The sequence below is a fragment of the Candidatus Accumulibacter necessarius genome (assembly GCF_036625085.1).
In genome coordinates this window covers 511,299-536,246 of the sequence record NZ_JAZKUM010000001.1, presented here as the reverse complement: position 1 = coordinate 536,246, position 24,948 = coordinate 511,299, and the positions used below count along the sequence as shown (strand labels likewise).

The 24,948-nt window shown below is 65.0% G+C and carries 24 protein-coding genes and 1 pseudogene; 9 read left to right on the top strand and 16 right to left on the bottom strand.

Features of this window, described 5'->3' with window-relative positions:
- Positions 1-86: 86 nt before the first annotated feature.
- From V5B44_RS02750 to V5B44_RS02735, 4 genes are read left to right on the top strand one after another with little or no spacing between them, the layout of a single operon-like run.
- The gene (locus tag V5B44_RS02750) at positions 87-1,001 is read left to right on the top strand and encodes a branched-chain amino acid ABC transporter permease (RefSeq protein ID WP_332357575.1); all 915 of its coding nucleotides are present in this window, start codon (positions 87-89) and stop codon (positions 999-1,001) included.
- Positions 1,001-1,948, top strand: coding sequence for a branched-chain amino acid ABC transporter permease (locus tag V5B44_RS02745; protein WP_332357574.1), 948 nt, complete (start codon positions 1,001-1,003; stop codon positions 1,946-1,948). Before V5B44_RS02750 ends, V5B44_RS02745 begins: the two co-directional genes overlap by 1 nt.
- The gene (locus V5B44_RS02740) at positions 1,941-2,696 is read left to right on the top strand and encodes an ABC transporter ATP-binding protein (protein WP_332357573.1); all 756 of its coding nucleotides are present in this window, start codon (positions 1,941-1,943) and stop codon (positions 2,694-2,696) included. Before V5B44_RS02745 ends, V5B44_RS02740 begins: the two co-directional genes overlap by 8 nt.
- A complete protein-coding gene (locus V5B44_RS02735; protein WP_434735393.1) occupies positions 2,693-3,406 on the top strand; it encodes an ABC transporter ATP-binding protein in 714 nt (237 codons plus the stop codon). The genes V5B44_RS02740 and V5B44_RS02735 overlap by 4 nt, the downstream gene beginning before the upstream one ends.
- Before the next feature lie 410 nt (positions 3,407-3,816).
- On the opposite strand, the pseudogene V5B44_RS02730 reads toward V5B44_RS02735, so the two are convergent.
- The 14 genes and pseudogenes from V5B44_RS02730 to V5B44_RS02665 form a co-directional block, all read right to left on the bottom strand.
- A pseudogene (locus V5B44_RS02730) lies at positions 3,817-4,886 on the bottom strand (flavodoxin family protein).
- 405 nt (positions 4,887-5,291) lie between these two features.
- Entirely contained in the window at positions 5,292-6,332 is a 1,041-nt protein-coding gene (locus tag V5B44_RS02725; RefSeq protein WP_332357572.1) for a GSU2403 family nucleotidyltransferase fold protein, read from the bottom strand.
- A gap of 221 nt (positions 6,333-6,553) precedes the next feature.
- Positions 6,554-7,264, bottom strand: a complete 711-nt coding sequence (locus V5B44_RS02720; protein ID WP_332357571.1) for a type II secretion system protein — start codon at positions 7,262-7,264, stop codon at positions 6,554-6,556.
- A 2-nt stretch (positions 7,265-7,266) separates the two neighbouring features.
- On the bottom strand, positions 7,267-7,710 hold the full coding sequence (locus tag V5B44_RS02715; protein WP_332357570.1) for a type II secretion system protein: 444 nt from the start codon (positions 7,708-7,710) through the stop codon (positions 7,267-7,269).
- The gene (locus V5B44_RS02710) at positions 7,704-8,237 is read right to left on the bottom strand and encodes a type II secretion system protein (RefSeq protein ID WP_332357569.1); all 534 of its coding nucleotides are present in this window, start codon (positions 8,235-8,237) and stop codon (positions 7,704-7,706) included. The genes V5B44_RS02715 and V5B44_RS02710 overlap by 7 nt, the downstream gene beginning before the upstream one ends.
- A gap of 3 nt (positions 8,238-8,240) precedes the next feature.
- The gene (locus V5B44_RS02705; protein WP_332357568.1) at positions 8,241-10,682 is read right to left on the bottom strand and encodes a secretin N-terminal domain-containing protein; all 2,442 of its coding nucleotides are present in this window, start codon (positions 10,680-10,682) and stop codon (positions 8,241-8,243) included.
- Positions 10,682-11,254, bottom strand: coding sequence for a hypothetical protein (locus V5B44_RS02700; RefSeq protein ID WP_332357567.1), 573 nt, complete (start codon positions 11,252-11,254; stop codon positions 10,682-10,684). Before V5B44_RS02700 ends, V5B44_RS02705 begins: the two co-directional genes overlap by 1 nt.
- Positions 11,251-11,856, bottom strand: a complete 606-nt coding sequence (locus V5B44_RS02695) for a hypothetical protein (RefSeq protein WP_332357566.1) — start codon at positions 11,854-11,856, stop codon at positions 11,251-11,253. Before V5B44_RS02695 ends, V5B44_RS02700 begins: the two co-directional genes overlap by 4 nt.
- The gene (locus tag V5B44_RS02690) at positions 11,853-12,443 is read right to left on the bottom strand and encodes a hypothetical protein (protein WP_332357565.1); all 591 of its coding nucleotides are present in this window, start codon (positions 12,441-12,443) and stop codon (positions 11,853-11,855) included. The genes V5B44_RS02695 and V5B44_RS02690 overlap by 4 nt, the downstream gene beginning before the upstream one ends.
- On the bottom strand, positions 12,440-13,294 hold the full coding sequence (locus V5B44_RS02685; protein WP_332357564.1) for a hypothetical protein: 855 nt from the start codon (positions 13,292-13,294) through the stop codon (positions 12,440-12,442). The genes V5B44_RS02690 and V5B44_RS02685 overlap by 4 nt, the downstream gene beginning before the upstream one ends.
- On the bottom strand, positions 13,275-14,975 hold the full coding sequence (locus V5B44_RS02680) for a GspE/PulE family protein (protein ID WP_332357563.1): 1,701 nt from the start codon (positions 14,973-14,975) through the stop codon (positions 13,275-13,277). Before V5B44_RS02680 ends, V5B44_RS02685 begins: the two co-directional genes overlap by 20 nt.
- Positions 14,972-16,174, bottom strand: a complete 1,203-nt coding sequence (locus V5B44_RS02675; RefSeq protein WP_332357562.1) for a type II secretion system F family protein — start codon at positions 16,172-16,174, stop codon at positions 14,972-14,974. Before V5B44_RS02675 ends, V5B44_RS02680 begins: the two co-directional genes overlap by 4 nt.
- Positions 16,175-16,192: 18 nt before the next feature.
- Complete coding sequence (gspG, locus tag V5B44_RS02670; protein ID WP_332357561.1) at positions 16,193-16,714, bottom strand: type II secretion system major pseudopilin GspG; 522 nt, start codon at positions 16,712-16,714, stop codon at positions 16,193-16,195.
- A gap of 288 nt (positions 16,715-17,002) precedes the next feature.
- Positions 17,003-18,223, bottom strand: coding sequence for a 3-dehydroquinate synthase (locus V5B44_RS02665; RefSeq protein ID WP_332357560.1), 1,221 nt, complete (start codon positions 18,221-18,223; stop codon positions 17,003-17,005).
- A gap of 652 nt (positions 18,224-18,875) precedes the next feature.
- On the opposite strand from V5B44_RS02665, the gene V5B44_RS02660 reads away from it, so the two are divergent.
- From V5B44_RS02660 to V5B44_RS02650, 3 genes are all read left to right on the top strand, one after another.
- Positions 18,876-19,868 carry a class I SAM-dependent methyltransferase gene (locus tag V5B44_RS02660; protein ID WP_332357559.1) on the top strand — a complete coding sequence of 331 codons (993 nt, stop codon included), beginning with the start codon at positions 18,876-18,878 and terminating at the stop codon, positions 19,866-19,868.
- 72 nt (positions 19,869-19,940) lie between these two features.
- Entirely contained in the window at positions 19,941-20,657 is a 717-nt protein-coding gene (locus V5B44_RS02655; protein WP_332357558.1) for a YdjY domain-containing protein, read from the top strand.
- Between the two features lie 20 nt (positions 20,658-20,677).
- Positions 20,678-21,853, top strand: a complete 1,176-nt coding sequence (locus V5B44_RS02650; protein WP_332357557.1) for a prenyltransferase/squalene oxidase repeat-containing protein — start codon at positions 20,678-20,680, stop codon at positions 21,851-21,853.
- Between the two features lie 48 nt (positions 21,854-21,901).
- Here V5B44_RS02650 and V5B44_RS02645 read toward each other — a convergent pair whose 3' ends face one another.
- Positions 21,902-23,143: a radical SAM protein gene (locus V5B44_RS02645; RefSeq protein ID WP_332357556.1), complete on the bottom strand. Its 1,242-nt coding sequence runs from the start codon at positions 23,141-23,143 to the stop codon at positions 21,902-21,904.
- Positions 23,144-23,230: 87 nt separating this feature from the next.
- On the opposite strand from V5B44_RS02645, the gene V5B44_RS02640 reads away from it, so the two are divergent.
- Together V5B44_RS02640 and V5B44_RS02635 are read left to right on the top strand one after the other, a co-directional pair.
- Complete coding sequence (locus V5B44_RS02640) at positions 23,231-23,842, top strand: hypothetical protein (protein WP_332357555.1); 612 nt, start codon at positions 23,231-23,233, stop codon at positions 23,840-23,842.
- 23 nt (positions 23,843-23,865) lie between these two features.
- Complete coding sequence (locus V5B44_RS02635) at positions 23,866-24,132, top strand: DUF3303 domain-containing protein (RefSeq protein ID WP_332357554.1); 267 nt, start codon at positions 23,866-23,868, stop codon at positions 24,130-24,132.
- A 275-nt stretch (positions 24,133-24,407) separates the two neighbouring features.
- Here the strand turns inward: V5B44_RS02635 and V5B44_RS02630 are convergent, their stop codons facing one another.
- A complete protein-coding gene (locus V5B44_RS02630) occupies positions 24,408-24,683 on the bottom strand; it encodes a hypothetical protein (RefSeq protein ID WP_332357553.1) in 276 nt (91 codons plus the stop codon).
- Between the last annotated feature and the right edge of the window lie 265 nt (positions 24,684-24,948).

Below are 24,948 nucleotides of genomic sequence, written 5' to 3'. Positions count from 1 at the left end.
GCCCAAACGTCCTTCCCGCGGCAGCGGGAAGCCAGGGACAGGCAAGGAATCGATTCCCGCTTTCGCGGGAATGACGGTGAGCGCGCATGACCCAGCTCATCCTCGAGCAAGCGCTCAACGGCCTGCAGTTCGGCCTCATGCTGTTCCTGCTGGCGGCCGGACTGACCCTGGTCTTCGGCATCATGGACTGCATCAACCTGGCGCATGGCTCGCTGTACATGGTCGGTGCCTACTTGGTCGCGGCTGCCACGCAGGCAGCCGATTCGTTCTGGATCGGCCTGGCCGTCGGGGTGGCGGGCGCGGCGCTGCTCGGGCTGCTGCTCGAGCTGTCGCTGTTCCGTCGGCTCTACCGGCGCGACCACCTGTCGCAGGTATTGGCGACCTTTGCCCTGATCCTGATCGCCAACGAGACCGTGCGCATGATCTGGGGCGCCCAGCCGGTGATGCTGAACGCACCGGAAGCTCTGGCCGGCCCACTTGAAATCGCCGGCTTCTCCTACCCGGCGTACCGCCTGGTGATCATCGCCTTCGGTCTCGCCGTCGCGGGGCTGCTTTACCTGCTGGTCGCCAGGAGCCGGGTGGGCATGTGGGTGCGCGCCGGCGCCGCCAACCGGGAAATGACCGAGGCCCTGGGAATCGACGTCCAGAGGCTGTTCACGGCGGTATTCGTCTTCGGCGCCGCGCTCTGCGCACTCGCCGGCGGACTGCTCGGGCCACTGCTGGCAGTACAGGTGGGGATGGGCGAAAGCGTGCTGATCCTCGCCTTTGTCGTCATCATCATTGGCGGCATCGGTTCGGTGCGCGGCGCGCTGGTCGGCAGCCTGATCGTCGGCACGGCGGATACGCTGGGCCGGGCGCTGCTGCCGACGCTGCTGCGCGCGACGCTGCCGGCCGACACGGCATCGACGCTCGGTCCGGCGCTGGCTTCGATCCTGATCTACCTGCTGATGGCAGCAATCCTGTTTTTCCGGCCGCAAGGCCTCTTCCCGGCGCGCGCCTGATGGCTTTCTACCAGCCTGCCCGCTATCAGAAGCCGGTCGCCGGCGCGCTGCTGCTGGCCCTGCTCGCCCTGCCGCCGGCGCTGGCGGCCCTCGGCCACGAATTCTATATCGGCTTCGCGACCCGCCTGCTGATCTTCGCCCTGGCGGCCAGCAGCCTCAATCTGGTGCTCGGCTTCGGCGGCATGTTCTCACTGGGCCATGCGGCTTTCTTCGGCGCTGGCGCCTATGCGGCGGCGATCTGCATGCGCGCCGGCATCAGCGAGGCCCTGCTTGCCCTGCCGCTGGCGATGCTCGTCGCCGGTGCGCTGGCGCTGCTGGTCGGCGCCATCAGCCTGCGCACGCGCGGGGTCTATTTCATCATGATCACGCTGGCCTTCGCCCAGATGGCGTATTACCTGTTCATCTCGGCGCGCGCCTGGGGTGGCGACGACGGTCTGCCGCTGCCTGGCCGGATGACGCTGGCCGGCCTCAGCCTGGGCAGCGACAGCGCCTTGTTCTACGCCGCGCTGGGCTGTCTGGCGCTGGCTGTCGTCTTTCTCGGCCGCCTCGCCGGGGCGCGTTTCGGGCGGACCATCCAGGCCATCCGCGAAAACGAAACGCGCATGGAGGCGCTCGGCTACCCGGTTTTCCGCTACCGCCTGGTCTGCTTCGCGCTCGGTGGTGCCCTGGCCGGGCTCGCCGGCGCGCTGCTCGCCAACCTGACCGGACTGGCCAGCCCCAACCTGCTGCAATGGACCCAGTCCGGCACCCTGCTGGTCATGGTCATCATCGGCGGTGTCGGCTATCTCTACGGCGGCGTCGTCGGCGCGGTCGTCCTGTTGAGCCTGGAAGAAGTGCTTTCCGGCTTCACGCAGCACTGGCCGATCGGGCTCGGCCTGCTGCTGCTCGCCATCGTGCTCTTCGCGCCGCGCGGCGTCGCCGCCCTGTTCGGAAAAGCAGGTGGCTGAGGTGCTACTCGAAGTGCGCAGGCTGTCGCGTCGCTTCGCCGCCGTCGACGCCTTGCAGGCGGTTGATCTGATCGTCGAAGCCGGCGAACTGCATGCCCTGATCGGGCCCAACGGCGCCGGCAAGACGACCTTCATCCAGCACGTCTCCGGTGCACTGCAGCCCGACTCGGGCAGTGTGTTCTTTGCCGGGCGCGACCTCACGCGCCTGTCGATGCATCAGCGCGTCGCCGCCGGCATGGCCCGCTCGTACCAGATCAGCAATCTCTTCCTCGGTCTCTCGGCGCTCGACAACGTCGCGCTGGCCGTGCAGGGGCGCCAGGATGCCGGCTCCAGCTTCCGCTTCTGGCAACCGGTGCGCAGCGAACAGCGGCTGTTCGACGAAGCGCGCGGCTTTCTCGAACAGGTCGGGCTGACCGCCCGCAGCGACCGCGTGGCCGGCAATCTCGCGCACGGCGAACAGCGCGCCCTGGAACTGGCGATGGCGCTCGCCACCCGGCCAAAGCTGCTGCTGCTCGACGAGCCGATGGCCGGCAGCGGCCCGGAAGAGTCGGAACGGATGGTCGAACTGATCGCGCGGCTGGCCCGGCAGGTCACCATCCTGCTGGTCGAACACGACATGGACGCCGTCTTCCGGCTCGCCGACCGCATTTCGGTGCTGCTCAACGGCCGCCTGATTGCCACCGGCACGGCGGAAGCCGTGCGTGCCGACCCCGAAGTGCGCCGGGCCTACCTCGGCGATCACCTGTGAACGGGCTGCTCGAAGTGAGTGACCTCGAGGTGGCCTACGGCCCCAGCCAGGTCCTCTTCGGCGTCGCCCTGGCGATGGCCGAAGGCGAGGCGGCCACCCTGCTCGGCCGCAACGGCATGGGCAAGACCACGACGCTGCGCGCGATCTGCGGCCTGCAGGCGGTCAAGACCGGCAGCATCCGCTTCGCCGGCGAACGGATCGACGGCTGGCGGCCGGACCGCATCGGCCGTGCCGGCATCGCGCTGGTGCCGGAGGGACGGCAGGTTTTCCCCAACCTGACGGTAGCAGAGCATTTGCTGGCCTTTTTCGCCAACCGGCGCGGCGTCCGCGACCCGTGGACGCCGGCCCGCGTCTGCGAACTCTTCCCGCCACTGCGGCTGCGCGCAAGAAACCTCGGCAACCAGCTCTCCGGCGGCGAACAGCAGATGCTGGCGATCGGCCGCGCGCTGGTCACCAACCCGCGCCTGCTGATCCTCGACGAGGCGACGGAAGGCCTCGCGCCGATGGTGCGCGAGGAAATCTGGACCTGCCTCACCCGCCTGCGTGTCGCCGGACAGAGTATTCTGGTGGTCGACAAGTACGTCGAGAAGCTGATCGCCCTCGCCGACCGCCACACCATCATCCAGCGTGGCCAGGTCGTCTGGCAGGGCAGCTCGGCCGCACTCGACGCCGATCACGGCGTCTGGCATCGCTACCTGGGCATTGGGTAGTTGCGGGAACAGTAATCGGATCCGGTTAAAGCCCGCATTCTTCCTGTGCAGAAAAGAGCGCGATCTGTGGCTTTCACTGGGCGCGCTGTTCCTGCTGCTGCTCGCTTTTCCCCTCGTACCTTTCTGGCTGGTGGCTCCGGCGAATGCTGGCTTTCTCGCTGCAAAGGTGCGTGTCAGACATTCGGCGCATTTGCTCAGACTTGCGTTCCAGCTGGGAAATGCGCCATGCCAGCCGATGCGCACGCCAGTTGTCCGCACTTGCATTTCTCTTTCCATCGCTGCTACTCGCCGTGAACCCGACGGCAGGGCGCAACAGGCAGGCTTGAACGCTCCGAACAACGCAAGTCCCGGTGATTTTTGAATTTCTGAATAGGCGCGTCCACCGGTTGGTCGCGCCTTCGTCTTGACCATTACTTCGGCCGCGGACGCGTTAGCTTCGCCTGTACCGCCTGAAGTCGCCCGGCACGCAGTTCGACGAGAGCGTTGGCCACGGCGCGCGCGACGTTGCGCGTCTCTTCCTGAATCAGTTCATCCTTGTCCAGGGTGTCGTGACTGGTGGCATATGGCTCGAAGTAACCGATGTAGCGATCGAGCCGGGCGTGCGCTCCGGCATCGATGAAGCCCATCCAGTCGAGCCAATCCGACAAGTTGCGGCGCGAGCCTTCGACCCCGGCTACATCGCCGTGCACGATCAACCCATAGACGCGACCGGCGAGGTGTTGTGGGTAGTTCCAACCGGCCATTTCGAGTTTTTTCGCCTTGTCGGCCTTCTTGCCCGAGGTCAGCGTCGGGTCAGGGTTGCCGCCGTCGGCGCAGACCAGGCGGTCGATCATCAATTTCAGAGGGCCGGGACTCTGGTACCAATACACCGGAGTGACAATGATCACAGCGTGTGCGGACGTCCAGCGTTCGTAGATTTCGGCCATCCAGTCATTGGTCTGGTTGAGAGAGTGATTCGGGTAGCAACTGCACGGCCAGTGGCACAGGGGCATGGCCGTCGATACGCAGCCCTTGCACGGATGGATGTTGCGAGCGTATTCGGAGGTGAGCAGACTCAGGTCGAGGACATCGGCCTCGATGCCGGCATGCTCCAGCGTTTCGCGGGCGATTCCCAGGAGACGAAACGATTTCGAGATTTCGCCCGGGCAGGTGCCATCGTTGCGTGCCGAGCCGCAGATCAGCAAAACACGAGAGGGAGTCGAGGGCTGGGACCAGCGCTTTTGCGCTTCGTCGATACGCTGTTTCGTGGCAATCCACTCGCTTGACAGGTCATAGTCCGGATCGCTGTAGCCAGGCCCGCCTTCTGCGTGAATGGCGCCTTGCGGCCACCCGTATACGCCTGCCAGGCGATTTCTTCAAGACGCTCGATGGACCGGTCTTCGCCGCGGAATGCAGGATCGATGAAGGCGGCACGAAAACGGACGCTGAACTCTGCACGTGCGAGACGTCCCGGCGCCTGGCCTGTGCGAATTTCAATCACCGTCGACTCCGCTGTTTGCTTGGCCGGAATGACAGGGTTGGATTGACGGAATTCCATGGCTAGCACCTTTTTGGATGAGAGGTGGCGACGACGAACAACAAGGATGCAACACGGTACACTCTCGACTGGACCCACTGATCTGCTGGACCAACGCTAATGCGCTGGCGAGTAACCGTCTGTGCGGTGGGTAACGCAGTGCGGGTGTGCGCTACCCACCGCACCGACGGCCACTCTCTTCGCCGATGACCGGAGCTTTGAGCCATTGCTTGATGAGGTGCGGGATCCCCCGTCGCCAATGCGCTCGGGCAGTATATGAATTCCCCTGCCGGCGAGGGCCAGAAGCTTAACCCCGGACCAGACCAGCTGGACTCGGCGCGTCGGGGCATTCGGCGAACTGAGCGGCGACTATTCCGGGTTGAGTTCTTCCCAGGCACGGGCGTGATCGTTCTCCAACAAGTGCCGGACCTGGCCAGCGGCACACTGCAAACGACCAAGGATGGACAATGGAACCCGTCGCAATGCCTCCTCGATGGCACCGGGATGCTTTTCTCCAAGCACGGCAAGAAGCACCGCGGCCTGGAAGAGGTCCTTTTCCGATTTGCCCCCTCGATTTGCCCGTAGCTGGGAAACCATCAGCTTGTGCAGGGCAAAGCGCTCTGGCAAAGGCACCCGAACCATGCAGCACCCCTCCCTTGCAATGAGGAGGGTCATTTGCGAATCGGCCAGCAGATAACTCAGGTAAGGCAAGGCCGTGGCGTGGGCTTGCAGCTCCGGCACCGGTACCACCTGAAAATCCTCTGCAGCGGAGGGCACCAGGAGGTCCACATGGAAGCGGCTTCGGCCCCTCTCCTTGAACGAGGTGGAGGGCTGTCGAGGATCCATTTGCGGTAGTTCGACGAAGGGAATGCCGGTGGATTGCAGCATCTGCAGGAAGCTGGCTTCTGGAAGTTCGGGAAAGGCCAGTTTCTCGCGTCGTGCGATGTCTATGTCTTCCGTGGCATAGGGTGCGCCGGCCACTCCCAGTTGGTTCAGGAGCAAGCCGTAAGCATGCGAGCCAATGAGCACCCCACCCGCCTGAAATACCCCGTGGTTATGCAGGCTGGCCAGGGTCGCGTAAGTCTTGGCGTCGGCCAGCGCAAACCCTTCGCGCCCTAGAAGCCGCAGCGAAGTCGAGGCGGCTTTGGTGTCGGCGATGGCCAGCCGCATAGCCTGGGCCATCGCATCCGCTTCGGGTGCCCCGACGGGGCCAGCCAGGTAACGTTCCCGCTTCTTGCCGTCGCCGTCGTAGAACTGGTGGGCGAAAAAGCGAAACCCAGCCGCATTGCTACGCTCCAGCACGCTCCCGGGCGTGCCGACGAAGACCTTGGACTGCCCGCGGGCGTGGTTTTCCAGGTCGGCGAGAAGCACCATCAGGGCTGATGGATGGGAGCGGTACAGTGCCGGCATCGGAAGTTCACAGAGTATCCGTCAAAGCATGAGCCTAGTGGATACGGCAAATGTTCGTCAAGGGTCAGCTCACGAAACAGTAGCACCCACAGTGACAAGGAGTGTACGCCCCAATCATCATCAGGATACCGTCCCGTCATGTGCCACAAGTTACGGGGACGGTATGCGAATTCCCCTGCCCTGCAGGCGAGTGCCAGAAGCCCGGACCAGACCAGCCGGGCTCAGCGCGTCGGCACCGTCGGCGAGGCGGTGGGCGCGCGACTCTGCCCTGGAGAGGGCGTTGGCGTTTGTGGCGGAAGGGAGCCAGGAACTTGCGCCGGGACCTGCCCCGGGAACAGAGCTGGCGTTGGCGCCGGCACGGAACCAGCACCCTGTGGTGAAAGCCCGGCCGGGTTTGCACCCGGTACGCCCCCGCCGCCAGCGCCTGGCGCCACGCCTCCCGCAGCCGGCATCGCCAGGGCGCCGAAGGCCCATTCCGAGTAACGCAGTTTTCCTTCGAACAACTGGTTCTCGGCTTCGAAACCCGCAATCTTGATCGGCTTGGCTTCGGAGAGACTGTGCACCGCCATGATCCCGCCACCGGGCGCCGGGACCACACCCCATTCCTTCTTGCCGGTGATCGGATCCGGGTAGAGCTGCCGCAAGTGACGGCGAACGCCAGGATAGCGAGGATCCTTGAGCAGGTCGTTGAGCGAGCCGGGGTAACGGCGGTTGCCCCCCGGGCTGCTGTTGAGATAGCTGGTAATCGCCTGACGATAGAGGTCACCGACCTCGAGCAGGCGCTGCTCCGCCTGACGCCGCTGGGCGATGCTGCCCAGCGTCACCGTCGCGCTGGTCGCCAGGGCCAGGATGGCGACCAGGATCATCAGCGCGAGATAGGTGAAGCCGGCGTGACGGCGGCCGGCGCGCGCGGCAGGACGATCGCGCGACACGGCTAGAGATCCGCGAAGGGCCGGCCATCGCGGGTGGACCCGGGCGCACCGCTCTTGATGTCGTAAACGTTTCCCTTGGCTTCGGGGGTCTCGGGGGAAATGATCGTCCAGGTGCTGGTGCTGTCGGTGATCGGGTCGCGCGGCAATGATCGCAGGTACCGCTCGCTGACCAGTTCCTCGAGACTCTCGGGATAGCGGCCCTTGTCGCCGTAGAACTTGTCGATCGTTTCGCGGACCAGATGAAGGTTCTCGCTGAGCACGGCTTCCTTGGCGACGTCGACGCTGTGGATGTACCTCGGCACGGCAAGCGTCAGCAGCAGGGCGATGATCGACAGCACGACGAGCAGTTCAATCAGCGTGAACCCGCGCCCGATCAGGCCCGCCCGGCGGCCGAAGACGGCGGCCGGGAAAGCGTGCTGCGCCGGTGGCTTCCTGATCCTCACCATTTGCGATAGGGGACGCCGTTCAGCCCGATGCCGCTCGATTTCGAATGCACGTCGTACACGTCATCGCCTGGCTGGGGATTATCGGGCTCGCTGGCGTAGGCGCGCAGGCTCCAGGTATCCGCCTCCGGCACCCGGGCATCAGGATGCATCGGATCGCGCGGAATCTGCCGCAGAAAGTAGATCTTGCGGTGCTTCGGGTCGCGCAGATCCTCTTCGCCATCGACCAGGATCTGAAGGTTCTTGGGATAGCCGGTGTCGGCAATCGATTTGCGGATGCGCCCCTCGTCGCTGGCTTTCTTGTACAGGTCGATGGCGCCGCGCAATTCGCGCAGCGCCAGCCTCAGATCCTGCTCCTTGCTGCGCTGCATGGCCGTCTGAGCCACAGGAACGACCACTCCGGCGAGGACGGCGACGACCGCCAGCGTGATCAGCAGTTCGATCAGCGAAAAGCCTCGCGGCCGCCGGCCAGCCGCCTGCCGCCGCCGGGTCTCGACAGGGAACGCGGGAAACGCCAGCGGCTGCTTCATCGCTCACGGGGCAATGGTCAGGGCGTACGCTGCCGGGGCGACGGCGTTGATCGTCGCCCCGCCCGCCCCGACCGGGGCAATGGTGATCAGCTCGACGCGCGCGGCGCCAGCCGCCAGCGCCCGCCATTCGATCGTGGCAATCGCATCGGCCGCACTGGCACCGCCGCTACCCGAGCGGGTGGCGGTCATCAGCACCTGCCCGGCCGGGTCAACGCGAAAGCTGAAGTTGGTCTGCGCGCCGCCCTGTCTGAGGAAGCCGCCCTCGTTGACGTTGGCCACCTGCAGCAGCCGAGGGTCAAAACCGATCGCCAGGGGCACGCTGACCACTGGCTGATCGGCCTGCATCACCAGCTGCAGGGCAAAGGTGTCACCGACCCTGGCCTGGGCCGGACCCTGCCAGAGAAGCTGCGCCGATCCGCCCACCTGAGCGGCCGCCTGGGTGCCGAAGGGCAGGGTCGCGCCGCCGACGGCGGCACCGCCGGCTGGCGCGGCCAGCAGCGGGTCAACCGCCGCGCCCTGCGGCGAGCCGAGCGCCGCCGGTGCCGACGAGGCCGGGTTGTTCTGCCCGCCGGCGGCTGCCGGTGCTGTGCCAGGTGCCGCGGCAGGCGCCGCGACGGCAGCAGGCGCGGCGGCGCCGCGGCCGCCAAGCCCGGCGGCCACCGGACCGGCGCCACCACCACCCTCGGGCCGGCCACGGAAACTGGTTTCGGTACCACCATCGAATTCGGCAAGGTAAAGCTCGGCACGCCGCAGGTTGCGCAGGATCCGCGGCGTGATCGAGAGCACGATCTCGGTCTTGATCCCCTCGTCGCTGTGACTGCCGAACAGCCGGCCGAGCAGCGGGATGTCGCCAAGGAACGGCAGCTTGCTCGCATTGCGCCGGTCCTCGTCGCTGATCAGCCCGGCCAGCAGCTGGTTCTCGCCGTCCTTGAGGCGCAGCACGCTGGTCGCGGTACGCGTGCCGATCTGGTAGGCGACCGTGCCGGTCTTGGTGGTGATCTTGTCGACGATGTTGCTCACTTCGAGCGTCACCTTGATCGCGACTTCGTTGTCGAGATAGATCGTCGGTTCGACATCAAGCTTGAGGCCGACGTCGATGTAGGTCACCGATTCGGAGGAGAAGCCCGTCGCGGTGATCGTCGAGGTGATGTTCGGTACGCGGTCGCCAATCAGGATCTTGGCCTTTTCGCGGTTGCGTGCGCGGATGCGCGGGTTGGCCAGCAGGTTGACGTCGGCGTCGGTCTGATTGGCGCGAATGGTCGTCGGACCAACCGTGGCGCCGATGGTCGAGGAGTTGAGGTTGCGCAGGTCCTTCACCGTCAGCCCGTCCAGCGGCAGCGGCCGCAGGGCTATGGCATCCGGCCAGTTGATCCCGAGCGCCTGCAGGCGCGAGCGCTTGACTTCGAGGATCTCGACTTCGAGCATCACTTCGGGTTCGGGGACGTCCTGCAGGGCGACCAGCTTGTCGGCCAGGCGGATCGCTTCGAGGCTGTCGCGGATCATCACCAGGTTGAGCTTCTCGTCGACGACGATGTCCTTGGTCTTGAGGATCGTCTTGAGCGTGGCGCCAACGGTCTTGGCATCCGAATTCGCGAGGTAGAAGGTCTTGACCATCAGTGCCTGGTAGTCCTTCTGCTTGGCCGGTGTGTTCGGGTAGATCAGGATGGAGTTGCCATCGAGCACGCGCTGTTCGAGCTGGTTGGTGAGCAGCAGGACGTTGATCGCGGCCTCGATGGTGCTGTTGCGGAGGAAGATGGTGGTCTTCTGGTCGGTGCGCACGTCCTTGTCGAAGACGAAGTTGAGTCCGGCGGTGCGTGAAATGACTTCGAAGACCATCTTCAGCGGGGTGTCCCTGAATTCGATGGTGATCGGTTTGCGGAACGCGGCAGACAGCGCCGAGGCCTTGGCCATCTGGGCGGTGTTTTCTTCGATCAGCCGTTGCAGGGCCAGTGCACGCTCGTGTTTGCCGTTCGCGGCGAGGATCGCGCGCAGCCGGCCCTGGGCGCCGTCGACGTCCCGCTTCGCCCAGGCGGCTTCGGCTTCCTGGTACAGGGTGTCGTGCCGACGGGCGGTCTCGATCAGGCGCAGGCCGGCCAGCGCCCGGTCATTGCTGGGCTGCAGCGCGAGCACGCGGCGGTAGGCAGCCTCGGCATCGCCGTAGCGCATTTCGATCAGGGCGCGCTCGGCCCGCCCGAGGCTGGCATTGATCTCGCGGTCCAGGGCTCGCACATAGGCGATGCGATACTCGGCGGAAGACGGGTCCAGTGCCAGCGCTTCCTGGATCTTGGCCAGTCCGGCATCGACCTGGTCTTCGGCGAGCAGCGTCTGCCCCTCCCGGTAGGCGTTCTGCGCCGCGCAGCCCGACAGCAGCAGCCCCGCTAGAATGCTCAGGCAGAAAAGCCGCCAGCCTGTAAAACCGGCCTTGCCGGATCTCCCCTTCGACACTATTGCGCTCCTCCGATCGAGATGGTCTGCGACTGCTTCAGCGGCAGGTACACCAGGGTCAACGTCGGCGGGCTGATATTCTTGACCTGGTAGATGCCATCCAGCTTCATGCCCTCGCGAACGATCAACAACTGTTCGCCGCGTGCGAGATAGACTTCCCATTGCCCGCCTTCGAGTTTCTTGCCAACGAATGCAAAGGGCACCGGTGGCGCCATCGGTGGTGGTGGCTTGGCCGGTGGCGGTGGCTTTGGCGGCGGCGGCGTCCAGCTCAGCGCGGGAAACAGATCGGGATGCTCCTGGCCTTCGCCAGCCTCCGGGATCAACTCGTCACGGGGAATCAAGGCCGCCACTTCGACTTCGGCAGGCCGGTTGCCGCTGCCACTGGCGGCAGCCGCCGGCCGGATCTCGCGAGCAGGCGGCGATGATGGCTCGGTGGCGGGGCGACCGCCAGCCGGTGCCGCCGCCTCGACGACCTCGCCGGTCGCTGACTCGGAGGGCGTCTTGTCGCCAAACAGCGCCAGCCACATGGCCACGATCAGGAGCGCCAGCAGGACCAGACGACGGGCACTCATGGGTCCACGTAGCCGGTCGGTATCCCGCCGCCGGCGCCTGCCGGTCGGTACCAGATCGTCAGGCGAACCTTGGCCTCGATCTGGTTGACGCCGATGTCCTCGCGCTTGAAGCCAAGTTCATTGACCGCCACAAAGGCCTGCGTCGCCAGGATTTCTTCGACCCATTGCCGGACATCGGTGTAACGCCCTTTCACCGGCACGGTCATCTGCAGGGTATCCGCCTGCGCATTGGCATCTCGCCCGCGCAGGTACTCGGCACGCGTGGCGATCAACTGATGGCTGGCTGCTGCATCGAGAATCGCCTGCAGGGTCCGCAGGACCTGCTCCTCGTCGGCCAGGGTCGCGCGGAAGCGATGGTAGTTGTCTACGCTGGTGGAGGTGGCAGCGGCCACCGGCAGCGGCTCGCTCGCCCGTGCCTGCAGGTCGCCGAGCATGGCCTGCTGCCTGGCCAGCTCCGCTTGCCGCCCCGGTATCACGAGCAGCGCCAGGGCAAGCAACACCAGGACCAGGACGGCGAGCAGCAGCCACCATGGACCATGCCGGTGTAGCCAGATGTCCGCCGCCAGCCGGACGCGGTCGCTACTCAGCCTGAACTCGTTCATCCGTCGTCCCCAGCCGGGCCGCGGACAGCCGCGTCGGGAATGGCGGGCTCGTCGAGCAGCGCCTCGAACATGAAGCGAAGCGGCCGGTTCACGTCCTTCTCGTTGATTTCCTGCTTTCTCACCATCGCGCCGGCGAAAGGATCGACCGCGCCGAGCACCGCCAGGTAGAGCAGCATCTGCTGATGATTCTTCGCCTCGGCAACACCCTTGACCAGACCGCGGCGGTGGTCGGGCTCGATCTGCAGCAAGGCGACTTCGCCAGTCGCGACGCGCTCAAAGCCGTCGAGAACCGCCGGCCACGGCGTATTGAGCTGCGCAATGGCGCTGTTGGTCGCCCGGGCCTGCAACTCGGAGAGCAGCAGTGGCGGCGCTGGCGGCGGCGTGCGCTGCACCAGTTCCTGCCGGGCAACGGCGATCGCCTGCTTCGCTTCGTCAATCTCGCGCGCCGTCTCGAGCCAGTGCCAAGCCAGCGCCACGCCGGCGAGCGCGGCCAGCGCGCTGAAGGCGAGCAGAAGCCGCCGGTCGCGCCCCGCCACCGGCAGGCGCCAGAGCGGTGGCTGAACGAAGTCGATGCGCAAGCGCCTCATCCGCACGCTCCGGCCAGCGCCAGTTGCCAGGCGGCTGAGCGATCGCCGGCTGCGGCCTCCACCGGCACGCGAATGACGCGCGAAGCGAGGCCGGCAATCGTCGCCGCTACCGGCAGCCAGTCGGCGCCGCCGGCCCACAACAGCGCCTGCGGCGGGCGCCCGTCACCCGGCACCGGCGTCCGCAACTGCTCCTGCTCGAGCAGCATCTCGAGTTCGGCGACGTCGGGCGCGCCCGGCAGGTGCAGGGTTCGCACGTCCGCCACCTGATCATTGCAGCTATGAACCACGGTCAGCGTCTGCCCATAGCCGACCAGCAGCCAGCCGTTGGCCGGAATCGACCGTTGCACGTGGTTCCAGACCCGGATCAGCGCCGGGCACACCGAGTCCAGTCGCCAGCGCTGCCGCCCGGCGAGTTCCTCGAGCGCGCCAAAGAGCTCCCGCGGCAACGCACAGGCAACGAATGGCACGGTCACCTGCCAGTCAGCGGCGAGTCGCCATTGCTCGGTCGACTCGCCATAGAGCGCGGCAAAGCGTGCCGCCGCACACGCCTGCAGTTCGCGTAACCCGTGGGCCCCGCTGGGCGGGGTCACGACAAAGCTGCGCGTCAGGCCGTCATCGAGCGTCACCGACAGGCCGGTCGTGCCGCGAGCCGGCGGCGGCGCGCCAGCTTCGAGGCCCTGCAGGACGCCACACAGGTTCGCCACGGCAGCGTTGCCCGCAGCGGTGACTGGCAGAGCGACGAGCGTCTCGACGAGGCTGGTCGCGACCGTTGGCGTCGTCGGCGCCGACAGCAAGGCGATGCTGCCGGCACTGCCGCCAAACAGCAGGCGCCTAGCCGGAGAGCGTGACACGGCGCAACTCTTCGAGCGTGGTTTCGCCCCGTGCCACCAGGCGCAGGGCGGCTTCGGTCAGACTACGGGTTCCGTTCCGGTAGGCCACTTCCTTCAACTGCCGAATCGGTCGCTTTTCGATGATCAGTTCGCGCAACTCATCGTTCAGATTGAGGATCTCGGCCACCGCCTTGCGGCCGCGATAGCCGGTGCCGCGACAGTCACCGCAGCCGTTACCGCGCCGGAAGGCGAAGCGCGCCAGGTCGCCGGCGTCGAGATGGAAGCGCTCGATTTCGGCCTCGCTCGGCGTGTAGGCTTCACTGCAGCGCTGGCAATTGACGCGCAGCAGGCGCTGCGCCCAGATGCCATTGAGCGCCGAGGCAAAGGCGTAGGGGTCGATACCCATGTGTGTGAAACGACCGAAGACGTCAAAGACGTTGTTGGCGTGTACCGTGGTCAGCACCAGATGCCCGGTCAGAGCCGACTGGACGGCGATTTCGGCGGTTTCGCGGTCGCGGATCTCCCCGACCATGATCTTGTCCGGGTCGTGACGCAGGATCGAGCGCAGGCCGCGCGCGAAGGTCAGCCCCTTCTTGTCATTGACCGGAATCTGCAGGACGCCGGGCAACTGATATTCGACCGGGTCTTCGATGGTGATGATCTTGTCGCGACCGTTGTTGATCTCGGAGATCGCCCCGTAGAGTGTCGTCGTCTTGCCCGAACCGGTCGGTCCGGTGACCAGCAGCATGCCGTAGGGTTCCTCGACCAGCCGCCGCAGCGCTTTCAGCGACAGTTCATCGAAACCCAGCGAATTCAGCGTCAGCGAACCATGCGCCTCGATCACGCCGCGCTTGTCGAGGATACGCACGACCGCGTCCTCACCATGGATGCACGGCATGATCGACACCCGCAGGTCTATGTCCCTCCCCGCCACCTCGACCCGGAAACTGCCGTCCTGCGGCGTTCGCCGCTCGGCAATATCGAGTTCGGCCAGGACCTTCAGTCGGGAAATCACCTGCTCGGCGAGCGCCACGCCGCTGATCTGCGCCACCGTATCGAGAACACCGTCGAGGCGGTACTTGATGGCGATGCCGCTGGGCGTGCTTTCCAGGTGGATGTCGCTCGCCGCCGCTTTGACCGCGTCATAGACGGTGGAGTTGACCAGCTTCACCGCCGGGCTCGAGGCTTCGCTGACCGAAGCGAAACTGAGGACCTCGGCCGTGCGGCGCTCGGGCGCGTTGCCCGCCTCGTGCACCAGCGAACGCACCGCGTGCACTGACTCCTCATGCTTCGACAGGTAGGCCTGGATGTCTGCGGCCAGCGCCAGGCAATAGTGCACCGGCGTGCCGGCCAGGCTGCTCAGCCAGACCATGCAGTCGGTATCGAAGGGGTCCGGGATGACGCCGATGATCTGACTGTCGGCAGCCGCCTGCGGCGAGCGCAGCAGCACGCAGCCACGCGTCTGTGCCTTGACCATCGGCAGCAGGTCGAAAGCCGGCGCGCAGGCCAGCATCGCCGTGGTATCCATCACCGCGAGGCGAAAACGCTGCGCCAGATGATCAACCACCTGCCGCGGCTCGATGCCGGTCAGCGCCTCGAGTTCGGTGACCACCGGCCGCCTCGATGCCAGCGCCAGACGCCTGGCCTGCTGCAGGACTGCGTCATCAAAGCTGTCGCGGACGCCAAGACCGGGTGCGTTCATTGAAGCGTCCCCGCCAGGTCGAAAATCGGCATGTAAAGCAGGATCACGATCAGGCCGACCAGCAGACCGATGGCGGTCATCAGCACCGGCTCGAAAACCTTCGTGAAGCGCTCGATCCAGCGTGAACTCTCGCCTTCGTAGAACAAGGCGGAGCGGGTCAGCATGGCTCCCAGTTGACCCGATCGCTCACCGACGCGCAACATGCGCAGGGCAATCGGCGTCGCCAGACCGCTGCTCTCGAAGCCCTGCGACAGTGTGCCACCGTCCGAAATGATGCCGCGCGCAGCGAGCAGGCCCGCGCGCGTATTCGGTGACACGGTGTGGCCGACGATATCGAGGGCCGCCAGGATGGGAATGCCGCCTTCGAGCAGCATGCCGGTGGTCAGGTACAGGCGTGACAGCTCGATGATCCGGACGCGTTCGCCGATGCCTGGCAACCGTGTCAGGAAAACGATCCAGCGGCCACTGCCGATGAAGCGTCGCAGCCAGTAAGCGGCCGCCAGCGCGAGCAGCAGCACGCTCGTGAACACGGTATCGGTATGCTGGCCAACGAACTGACCCCAGTCGAGAAGCAACTGCGACAGCCAGGGCAGGGAACGGCCGCTGCCCTGATACACCCCCGCGAAGCGCGGTACGACGTAGCCCATCAGAAACAGGGTCACGCCGCAGCCGACGACCAACAGGATGATCGGGTAGATCGCAGCACTGACCACCCGGTTGCGCACCGTTTCGAGCCGTGTCTGGTAGTCGATGTAGCGCGACAGGGCCCGCGGCAGGTCGCTGGTTCCCTCGGCGGCCCTGACGATGCCGACGTAGAGCGGCGGGAAGACGTCGGTCTGCCGCGCCAGCGCGGCCGAGAAACGCAGGCCCTCGCGCAGGTCGCGCATCAGGCGTTCGAGCACCGAACGCGCGGTCGGCGAGGACTCCTTCTCGAGCAGCGCCTCGAAGGCCTCGACCAGACTTAGCCCGGCTTCCAGCAGCGCCAGCAGTTCGGCGCTGAACAACAGCAGCGAGAACGACTTGTTGCTGCGACCAGGAAACGCTGCCGACTGGCTGGCTGACCCGCGGGCAGCCGTGATCGACAACGGCTGCAGTCGCTTCTGCTCGAGCAGCCTGCCCGCTTCCCCCGCGTCCGACGCCTCGACGCTGTGCGTCTCGATCAGGTTGTCGGCAGACAGGGCACGAACTTCAAAGCGCATGACGGCTCCAGCGCACGCTCATTGATTGCTGACGTCGGCCGCATCGCCGGTACCACCGGGCTGGCCATCCTTGCCATAGGAGGTGATGTCGAAGTCGCCGTTGGCGCCCGGAGCGCGGTACACATACGCCCGGCCCCAGGGATCCAGCGGCACGGCTTTCTGCAGATACGGCCCGTTCCACTTGGCGGCATTGGCCGGCTTGGTCAGCAGCGCGTTGAGGCCCTCTTCGGTGGTCGGATAGTGACCGACATCGAGCCGATAGGTGTCGAGTGCGCGCGCAAAGGCCTCGACCTGCGCCTTGGCCACCCCCTGCTCCGATTTGCCCAACTGCGAGAAGTATTTCGGGCCGACGTAGGCTGCCAGCAGGCCGATGATCGTCACCACCACCAGCAGTTCGAGCAGCGTGAAGCCCCGGGCGCGGCGCCCACCGGCGCGGTAGCGTCGGCCCGCGCCAGCAGCAGCCGGGTTGCCCGGGTGCGCGACCGCTTCTTCACTGTTCCGCCAAACAGTCCACAAGTCACCGTTTTCTGATCTATTCACTGCATTCGTCCCGTGCTGATGCCGGCAGAACTGCCGGCAGATGGCGCATCGTCTCGCGATTCGGCGGCCGGCACTCTCCCGTACGGCCGCGCCCTGGCCGGCATTATAGGCCTACCGGGCAAGGGCGAGCTTATCCCGATGCTGATTTAGCGAACTTTTGCCGTGTCGTTGCCGGTCTGCGACGTTCGGGGCGGCAGCGTCACGCTGGCTGAACCCGCAGCACGCAGCCTTGCCGGGCATCCCTGGCAGTTTGCCAGTAGCTCCCTCCGAGCTGCTTGCCAGCGTCTGCTACGAGGACAGCGCGCGCCCCGCGTACGCTTGGCCGAACGCATTCGCCGGGAAGGCCTGCCTGACCCCCTGGCCCGCCCTGCCGGCAGTACGCTCGCCGAGCAGCGTGATGCAGCGCTTCATCAGCGGGATATCGATTTCGTGCGCTTCCACCTTCCGGCCGATCCCCTCCAGCAGGGGGATCGAGAGGACGCCACCGAGATGTTCGCGGAACTCGCAGAGCGCTTTCTCGACATCCAGCCAGGACAGCGCCGGATGGCTGAGCGTAAAGCCCAGGGTGTCCAGCAGCGTCAGAATCCGATGCAGATCGATTTCGCCGAGGATGCCCAGATGCTGGGAGTACAGCGAGTCGAGCGCGATGCCGATGGCGACCGCCTCGCCGTGCTTGACTTCGCTGGCCGACAGTTCCTCCAGCCGGTGAGCCAGCCAGTGGCCGAAGTCCAGCGGCCGCGACGAACCGGTTTCGAAGGCGTCGCCACCGTGGCCAATGTGTTCGAGGTGCAATTCGGCGCAACGGACGATCATTTTGTGCATCGCCGCCGGTGCGAAGCGGGCCAGACTGGCACGTTCGTCATAGAGGAAATCGAAGAAATCGCGATCCCGGATCAGCGCCACCTTGACCGCTTCGGAAATACCTGCGCGCAGGTCACGCTCGGACAGCGTCTGCAGAAAGGTCGCGTCGTTGATGACCGCGAACGGCGGCGCAAAGGTACCGAGGAAGTTCTTGCGGCCGAAGGCGTTGACGCCGTTCTTGACGCCGATGCCGGCATCGTTCTGGGCAAGCACGGTGGTGGGCAGGCGGATCAGTCGCACCCCCCGGTGCGCGGTGGCAGCAGCGTAACCGGCAACGTCCAGCACGGCGCCGCCGCCGATCGCGATGATGAAGGAGTGGCGGCAGATCTTGTGCCGCTCGACGAGCGCGTGAATGCGCTCCATCTCGGTCGGCTCATGTTTGCAGATTTCACCGCCGCGGATCTGAAACGGCGGGCTGACGAAGGACATGACCGATCCATACGCCTCACCGTACTGGCTGATTCGCTCCAGCAAACCCGGGGTCAGGCGCACGACCTCGCTATCGATGACCACCAGCGCACGGTTGTGCTCGTGGCCACCCTGGCGGATCACGTCGGCCAGCAAGGAGTTATGCAAGTCAAAGACATCCTCGGCAAAAATGACCGGGAAAGAGTAATTGACGCTGAATTGCTGCTGGAGGACTTGCATGGCTTTCCCCAAAGGCGGAGGATCGGACCCTGACAGGGTCACAGGCTTGGGCCAGGCGCAGGGGGCCCAGGATGGGGGCGGTTTGGTGAACGGCTGCGCCTCGCCCAACCAACAACTTGACTCTGATCATGATTGACTTCCCGGCCGTGCGTCGGCGTCGAGGTGGCGATGCCTGCGTACGCGGGCCATGATCCCGGATCACCCCATGGCAGGGCGACTCACCAAGCACGAAGCATGGATCGTGCCAAAAATATAAAACGCCATTTTATTAGGGGCCTACGACGCGAGCTGGAGAAATGGACCGGGCCGGGTACAAGTGACTGTAAGAAAAATCGACACTCCCGGCAGCGTCCTGCGGTTCTCAGATGCTGGGACCGGCAGAACCCTGTGTCAACGCGTCGGCGTTTGAGTCGGCCCTGAAGCCCGCGACTGGGCGACAGCGAGTTTCCGAAGATTGACCGTCGCTCGGGCGAGAAGCTATACTCGCCGCGCTGCCACGGAAGCCTGATCCAGCCTTTTTCCGTCATGAGGTCGCCAGACACCCGCTGTCGATGCCCGATCAGGCTCACGAGGCCATCCTCGAGAGCGGGCGGCCGGTCGCTACCATCGGCCCGTGGACGGGTTTAATGCGGGGTCTATTCGGAGTCGCTCAATGCTGAAACCTGATCGCATCATCGGAATGACGAGTTCCTTCTTCGATTCCTGCGTGCTGTTTACCGCCTCGGATCTCGGCGTCTTCGCCAGCCTGGCTGAGTCGGGCCCGATGGATTCAGCCAGCCTGGCCTCGGCACTGCAACTCGATCAGCGGGGAACACGTCTGCTGCTCGATGCCTGCGTGGCGCTGGAACTGCTCAACAAGGAGGCGGAGATCTACTCGAATACCCCGGAGACCGCCATCTTCCTCGTGCCCGGATCGCCCGGCGATCTGTCCGCGGCGATTCGCTACAATCGCGACGTCTATGCCGCCTGGGGCAAACTCAATACGCTGGTCAGGACCGGCAAACCCGTTGAGAAACCGGAGTTCCACCTCGGCCAGGATGCGGAACGGACGCGAACCTTCGTTCTCTCCATGCATCATCGGGCGCTAGCCATCGGCCGGGCAGTCCTCGAAGAACTCGATCTGACCCAGTGCAAAACCCTGCTTGATGTCGGCGGTGGTCCCGGCACCTACTCCGTCCTGATTGCGCGACGTCATCCGGCCATCGCCTGCACCGTTCTCGACCTGCCGGATGTGGTCAAGGTGGCGGAAGAGCTGATCGAGCAGCAGGGCTGCGCGGCACAGGTCAGGACGCTTGCCGGAGACTATCGCAGCACGCCTTTCCCTGCCGGCAACGATGTCATCAACTTCTTTGGCATGTTCCACCAGGAGTCGCCGGACAGCATCCGTGCGCTTCTTGGCAAGGCCTATGCCGCCCTGAAGCCCGGCGGCATCGTCAATGTGATGGACATGATGACCGACAGCAGCCACACCAGACCGAAGTTCAGCGCGCTGTTCGCGGTCAATATGGCGCTGACCACCGAAAACGGCTGGGTGTTTGCCGATTCGGAATTGACCGGCTGGCTGCAGGAGGCCGGTTTCACCGACATCCAGGTGAAACCCTTGCCGCCGCCGATGCCGCACAGTTTCGCCACCGCCCGCAAGTAGTCGGCGAGACACCGCTCACTTTCGTCTGCCGAACAGGCAACACCCCCCGAGTTTACGCGACCAGGAGACCCCGTGAAGCCCGTCAGAATCGCCGTCAGTGCACTCCTGCTCAGCGGCGCCATCGCCTCCCTCTCATGCCGCGCTGCCGATGCCGCGGCGCCGGCAGCGCCCGCCGGCCCGGGGGACGCAGGCGCGCAGCTTGCCCCGGTCGAAACCGCCAAGGGCGTTTTTCGAATCGGTGACGTCCTGATCAACAAAGCCGAGCGCTCGATCACCTTTCCCGCCGAAGTCAACATGGACAAAGGCATGCTCGAGTACCTGCTCGTGCACCGGAAGGGAAAAACGCATGAAAGCCTGTTGCGAACATCGGTCGAACCCTACAACCTGAAGGTCGCTTTCCTGCTGCTGGGCTTCGAGGCGACGGACAAGCCGCTGGCCGGGCAAGGCGATCCAGCAACGCCCAGCGGCGAGCGCGTACGCATCACCCTCAGCGCGGATACCGGCTCCCGAAAGGAGGTCATCCCGGTTGAAAAATGGTTGATCAACCGGTTCGGCGGCGTCGCGCGAGACGTCGAGCCCCTGAACTGGGTCTATAGCGGGTCCGTTGTTTACCAGGACCGCTTCATGTCCCAGGAAACCGGCTCGATCGTCTCGATCTGGCATGACCCGGTTGCGATGATTGATAATGCCTCGCCGGGAGGCCACAGCAACGCCATCTGGTTTGTCAAAGAGGGAACTGCGCCCGCCGTCGGAACCCCGGTCCAGGTGATCATCACCCCTGCCAAGTAACCCCCCCACTGGAGATTCTCATGCGAAAGTACTCGGTCCTGTTGCCTCTAGCTGTGATGGCGTTCCTGCCCCTGGGCTCGATCGCCGCCGAAAAGGTCGTCGCACAAACCACGCCGGACCTCTCCCTGCGAGTCGAGGTCGAGAATTCGATCGGTAAGGGGCTCACTTGGCTGGCTGGCAAGCAGAACCCGGAAGGTTACTGGGCCCAAAGCGAGCACCCGGCAGTGACCGCGTTGATCCTTACCGCTTTCCAGGGCGACCCCTCGAAGTTCTACCAGAAGAAGTACCAGAAGAACATCAAGGCGGGCTATGACTATCTGGCCACCAACGTCAAGCCTGACGGCAGCATCTACAGCAAGGGCCTGCCAAACTACAACACCGCGATTTCGATGACGGCATTCATGGTGGCGAACAACAAGGCCTACGAGCCGATCCTGAAGAATGCTCGCAAGTATCTGATCAGCCAGCAGGACGACTTCGGCGAGAAGGGGATGGGCGATCATCCGCTGGATGGCGGCGTCGGCTACGGCGGCCGCGGTGCCAAGAATTCCGACATCAACAACACCACCGCCGCCCTCGAGGCGCTGTACTACACCCGCTACCTGAAGAGCGACGTGGCCAATGATCCGGACGCCAAGGACCTCAACTGGAAGGCCGCCGCGCAGTTCATCACGCGCAGCCAGAACCTGCCGGGCCAGAATGACCAGCCCTGGGTCAGCGGCGATGCCGAAAACAAGGGCGGCTTCATTTACTTCCCCGAGAACAGCAAGGCGGGAGAAATGCCGGTTGCCGATGGCAAGGTGGCTTTCCGCTCCTATGGCAGCGCGAGCTACAACGGTCTGCTAAGTTTCATCTACGCCCAGATGGACAAGAACGATCCGCGCGTCGTCGCCGTCAAGGAATGGCTGACCCGCAACTACTCGCTCAACGAGAACCCGGGCCTCGGCAAGGATGGGCTGTTCTATTACTACCACACGATGGCCAAGGCGCTCACCATTGCCGGCATCGATACCCTGGTGATGAAGGACGGCAGCAAGGTCAACTGGCGTCAGGAACTGGCCAAGCGTCTGCTCAATCTGCAGAATGCCGACGGTTCGTGGGTGAACAAGGAGAGCGCCCGCTACATGGAAAGCGACCCCCATCTGGTCACCGCCTACGCGACGCTGACCATGGAAATCCTCTATCGCGGCCTGTAAGTCTCTGACGGCCCGGAGCGATCCCGCCAGCTCCGGGCGTCAGCCCAACTAGCTCCCGGCGTCAGCCCGATCGACGTCGCACTCCAGTTGCATCGCGGCACAGCGGTGGCACATGAAGCCGTCCCAGATGTGCAGCCCGTGTTTCCGGCGGATGGCGTGACAGCCCAGGTTCAGGGTTTCGAAGTACTGGTGCAGGCGGTCAAGATAATCGGGATGATCGCGTCCGCCGACCGGCCAGTACAGCGAGTAGATCGGAATGATGCCGCGCGAGCACAGGGCTTCGGCGCCTTCCAGTGCCAGCGCTACCGCCTGCTCTCCGGACATCCCGTGCTCGGGTTCCAGTTCGATGCCGCCGACCATCGCGCTATAGACATGCCCCGCCCCCCAGAGCGCCACAGCCTGCTCGAGCGCGCGGATCCAGCGGTCATAGCCGACGAAATGGTGCTTGCCCGGAGAGATTTTGGCGAACAGGGCTTCTGACCAGACCTCCAGGTTGAAGCAGACATTGTCGACCAGTTTCTCGGTGTGCAATTCCTTCAGGATATCCTCGGGCAGGGCGCCGGAGCCGCACGACACCGGAATTCGCCGCTGATTGACCGCCTGCACCTGCCGGGCCACTTCCAGGTAACGGCGGCCCTCCTGACGCCAGTCCGGCAATGCCCCGCCGACCAGGTAAAGGTGGCGGATGTCGCTCTCGGCCAGCACGGCGCGCAGGGTTTCCTGCATGCGGGCATAGGTTTGCTCGGGCAAGGAAACCTGGCCCGTCTTCTGGCCGAGATGCGCCACCCGTTCGTCAGGCGCGCCGTAGGCGCAGAAGGCGCAGCGCATCGAAACGCCGTCGATCTTGTGCAGAAAATACTCGCACCCGGGCGCCAGGTTGATCACCGCCATGTCACCAAGCAGTTCGATGCCGGTCCGGGCCATCGGAAAGCCGTCGCTGGTCTTGGCCTGCATCCAGCGCGGCAGCGGCGTAAACTGCACCGGCACCGGCACCGCTGGCTCGCCGTCCTTGCACAGGCGGTAGCCCGCCTCCCGGTCGCCGCTCACCACCCAGGGCGAGTCACCGTTGCCCTTGATGCGGATCAGCGTGTCATCCTCGAGGGTCAGCAGGTAGGGAATGCTGGCCTTGCCAGTGCCGGTGGGATCGGGTTCGCCCGGCTGAAAGCGGTAGGGATAATAGTTCGGGAAGGCATGCTCGGCTGCCTTGCCCAGCGCCGCGCTGTAGCGGATGCCGTGAAACATCATCTCCAGCTTGAAGCGAGCGGAAGGGGGTAAAGTGCTGAGCGTCATGCTGCGCCTCGCTATCCAGGGTTAACGGTTGCTGTTAGAATCGCTGACGCTTTGCGTTGAGATGACTGCGGGAAACCGGCCCACCCCATGCCTGCGCGTTTGCGTCTGATTATAGTCGTTTTGCTGGCCGTGCTGATTCCGGTCGTGCCCTTCGTCCTGCTCGGCGAATTGCCGGGCGAGCGCTGGCTGTCGGCCGCCGACGACAACGCGCTGCAGTTCGCGTTGACCGGCGCCGGTTTGCTCGCCGCCGACGCGCTGCTGCCGGTCCCTTCCAGCATCCTCGGCACGCTGCTCGGCGCCCGCCTCGGTTTCCTCGCCGGCGCGCTCTCGGCCTGGCTTGGCATGCTCGCCGGCAATCTCCTCGCCTATGCCGGCGGCCGCTTGTTGTTGGGCCGCCTGCGGACGCCCCTGCCGGAGACGCCGACCCTGACGGTCCTGTTTCTCAGCCGACCGGTGCCGGTGCTGGCCGAAGCCGCGGCCATCGCCGCGGGGGCGGAACGCGTCGCGTTCTGGCCCTTCGTCGGCGCCTGCGCCGCCGGCAACGCGATCTACGCGGTGGTACTCGCCGGCAATGGCGCCGCTCTGCTGCCCGGCGCGCTGGCCGGTCCCGGTCTGCTCATCCCGATGGCCCTGCCTGCAGTCGCCTGGTGGCTGTGGCGGCGAAGAGCGCGCACCGTCAAGGTCGCAACATCCGACTGACCAATCCTCCTGGAGACACCCACATGTTCTATATGCTGATCAGCCGCACCCGCCCCGGCCTCACCGGCGACGATTTCGCGCAACTTGGCAAGCTGGCGCAAGGCTTCTACGATGGCATCCCGCCCGGACTCGTGCTGCACAAGGACTGGGCGGCCAACGACGGATCACGCACCTTCGCGCTGCTCGAAACCGAGGACCCGGCCCTGCTGGAAGAGATTCAGGCGCCGTTTCGGCCCTATGTCGATATGGAACTCGTGCCGGTGACGCCGGTGACCGGGTGGACCAAGTAGCGCCGTTCGGATCAAGCACACTCTGCATCGAAAGATAACGAGGCAGTCATGCCGCTAACGTACCTGATCGAGCATCTCGCTCACCTGCTGTCTGAAAGTGGCCGCGCTGGTCTCGGTGACCTTGGCGACTCCATTGGTATGACCATGCGGGTCATTGTGACCCGCTGGCCGATGATGATCAGCGCCTCTTGGAATTACGTATACTGTCCCTTTATTTCGCAATTCGGGGACAGTATAGTCAACTCTACCCATAGTGCCGATCAGAAAGGAACGCGCTACTCGCCGGTTTCCGATCTCGGCTTCGGAACGCGCTTCTGCGGCCGCAGCCGGTGGTCGAGGTGCGCTTCCAGTTCGCCGACGAAGGCTTCTCCGCCCAACAGCCAACCCGTCCGGGTGTGCGCATCGATCTTTTCGGCCAGAGACTGATCCGTCGCTTCGCTCAGGTACTCTGGCCAGTTCGCAACCGTAAAGCGCCGATGCGCCTCACTGATCGCACTTCGCACCGCATCGGGATGCTGCGGCACCATGACCAGGTGGACGTGATTCCGCATCTGGCAGTAAGCCCAGACCTCCGTCCCGGTACGTGCGCACGACGCTGACATCAGGCGCATGTACTCCCGATAATCCTCTTCGAAGAAAAAAGTCTGCTGGCAACGGTTACCCCGCTGTGTCACGTGATGCGGCTAGCCCGATGCCACCACCCTCGCAAGTCGCGCCACCTTCGTCCTCTTGGCCGTATTCGTGATCCCGGGCGGCTGAGTATACTGTCCCCGGATTTACTCCCGAATTTACTGCAGTCGCCGTTACTGTCAGCGT

Bases quoted from the DNA above. Each gene is read 5' to 3' on its own strand.
- V5B44_RS02750 (WP_332357575.1), top strand. From the start codon at position 87: ATGACCCAGCTCATCCTCGAGCAAGCGCTCAACGGCCTGCAGTTCGGC.
- V5B44_RS02745 (WP_332357574.1), top strand. From the start codon at position 1,001: ATGGCTTTCTACCAGCCTGCCCGCTATCAGAAGCCGGTCGCCGGCGCG.
- V5B44_RS02725 (WP_332357572.1), bottom strand. From the start codon at position 6,332: ATGCCGGCACTGTACCGCTCCCATCCATCAGCCCTGATGGTGCTTCTC.
- V5B44_RS02715 (WP_332357570.1), bottom strand. From the start codon at position 7,710: ATGGTGAGGATCAGGAAGCCACCGGCGCAGCACGCTTTCCCGGCCGCC.
- V5B44_RS02710 (WP_332357569.1), bottom strand. From the start codon at position 8,237: ATGAAGCAGCCGCTGGCGTTTCCCGCGTTCCCTGTCGAGACCCGGCGG.
- V5B44_RS02700 (WP_332357567.1), bottom strand. From the start codon at position 11,254: ATGAGTGCCCGTCGTCTGGTCCTGCTGGCGCTCCTGATCGTGGCCATG.
- V5B44_RS02695 (WP_332357566.1), bottom strand. From the start codon at position 11,856: ATGAACGAGTTCAGGCTGAGTAGCGACCGCGTCCGGCTGGCGGCGGAC.
- V5B44_RS02690 (WP_332357565.1), bottom strand. From the start codon at position 12,443: ATGAGGCGCTTGCGCATCGACTTCGTTCAGCCACCGCTCTGGCGCCTG.
- V5B44_RS02680 (WP_332357563.1), bottom strand. From the start codon at position 14,975: ATGAACGCACCCGGTCTTGGCGTCCGCGACAGCTTTGATGACGCAGTC.
- V5B44_RS02675 (WP_332357562.1), bottom strand. From the start codon at position 16,174: ATGCGCTTTGAAGTTCGTGCCCTGTCTGCCGACAACCTGATCGAGACG.
- V5B44_RS02665 (WP_332357560.1), bottom strand. From the start codon at position 18,223: ATGCAAGTCCTCCAGCAGCAATTCAGCGTCAATTACTCTTTCCCGGTC.
- V5B44_RS02660 (WP_332357559.1), top strand. From the start codon at position 18,876: ATGCTGAAACCTGATCGCATCATCGGAATGACGAGTTCCTTCTTCGAT.
- V5B44_RS02650 (WP_332357557.1), top strand. From the start codon at position 20,678: ATGCGAAAGTACTCGGTCCTGTTGCCTCTAGCTGTGATGGCGTTCCTG.
- V5B44_RS02645 (WP_332357556.1), bottom strand. From the start codon at position 23,143: ATGACGCTCAGCACTTTACCCCCTTCCGCTCGCTTCAAGCTGGAGATG.
- V5B44_RS02640 (WP_332357555.1), top strand. From the start codon at position 23,231: ATGCCTGCGCGTTTGCGTCTGATTATAGTCGTTTTGCTGGCCGTGCTG.
- V5B44_RS02635 (WP_332357554.1), top strand. From the start codon at position 23,866: ATGTTCTATATGCTGATCAGCCGCACCCGCCCCGGCCTCACCGGCGAC.
- V5B44_RS02630 (WP_332357553.1), bottom strand. From the start codon at position 24,683: ATGCGGAATCACGTCCACCTGGTCATGGTGCCGCAGCATCCCGATGCG.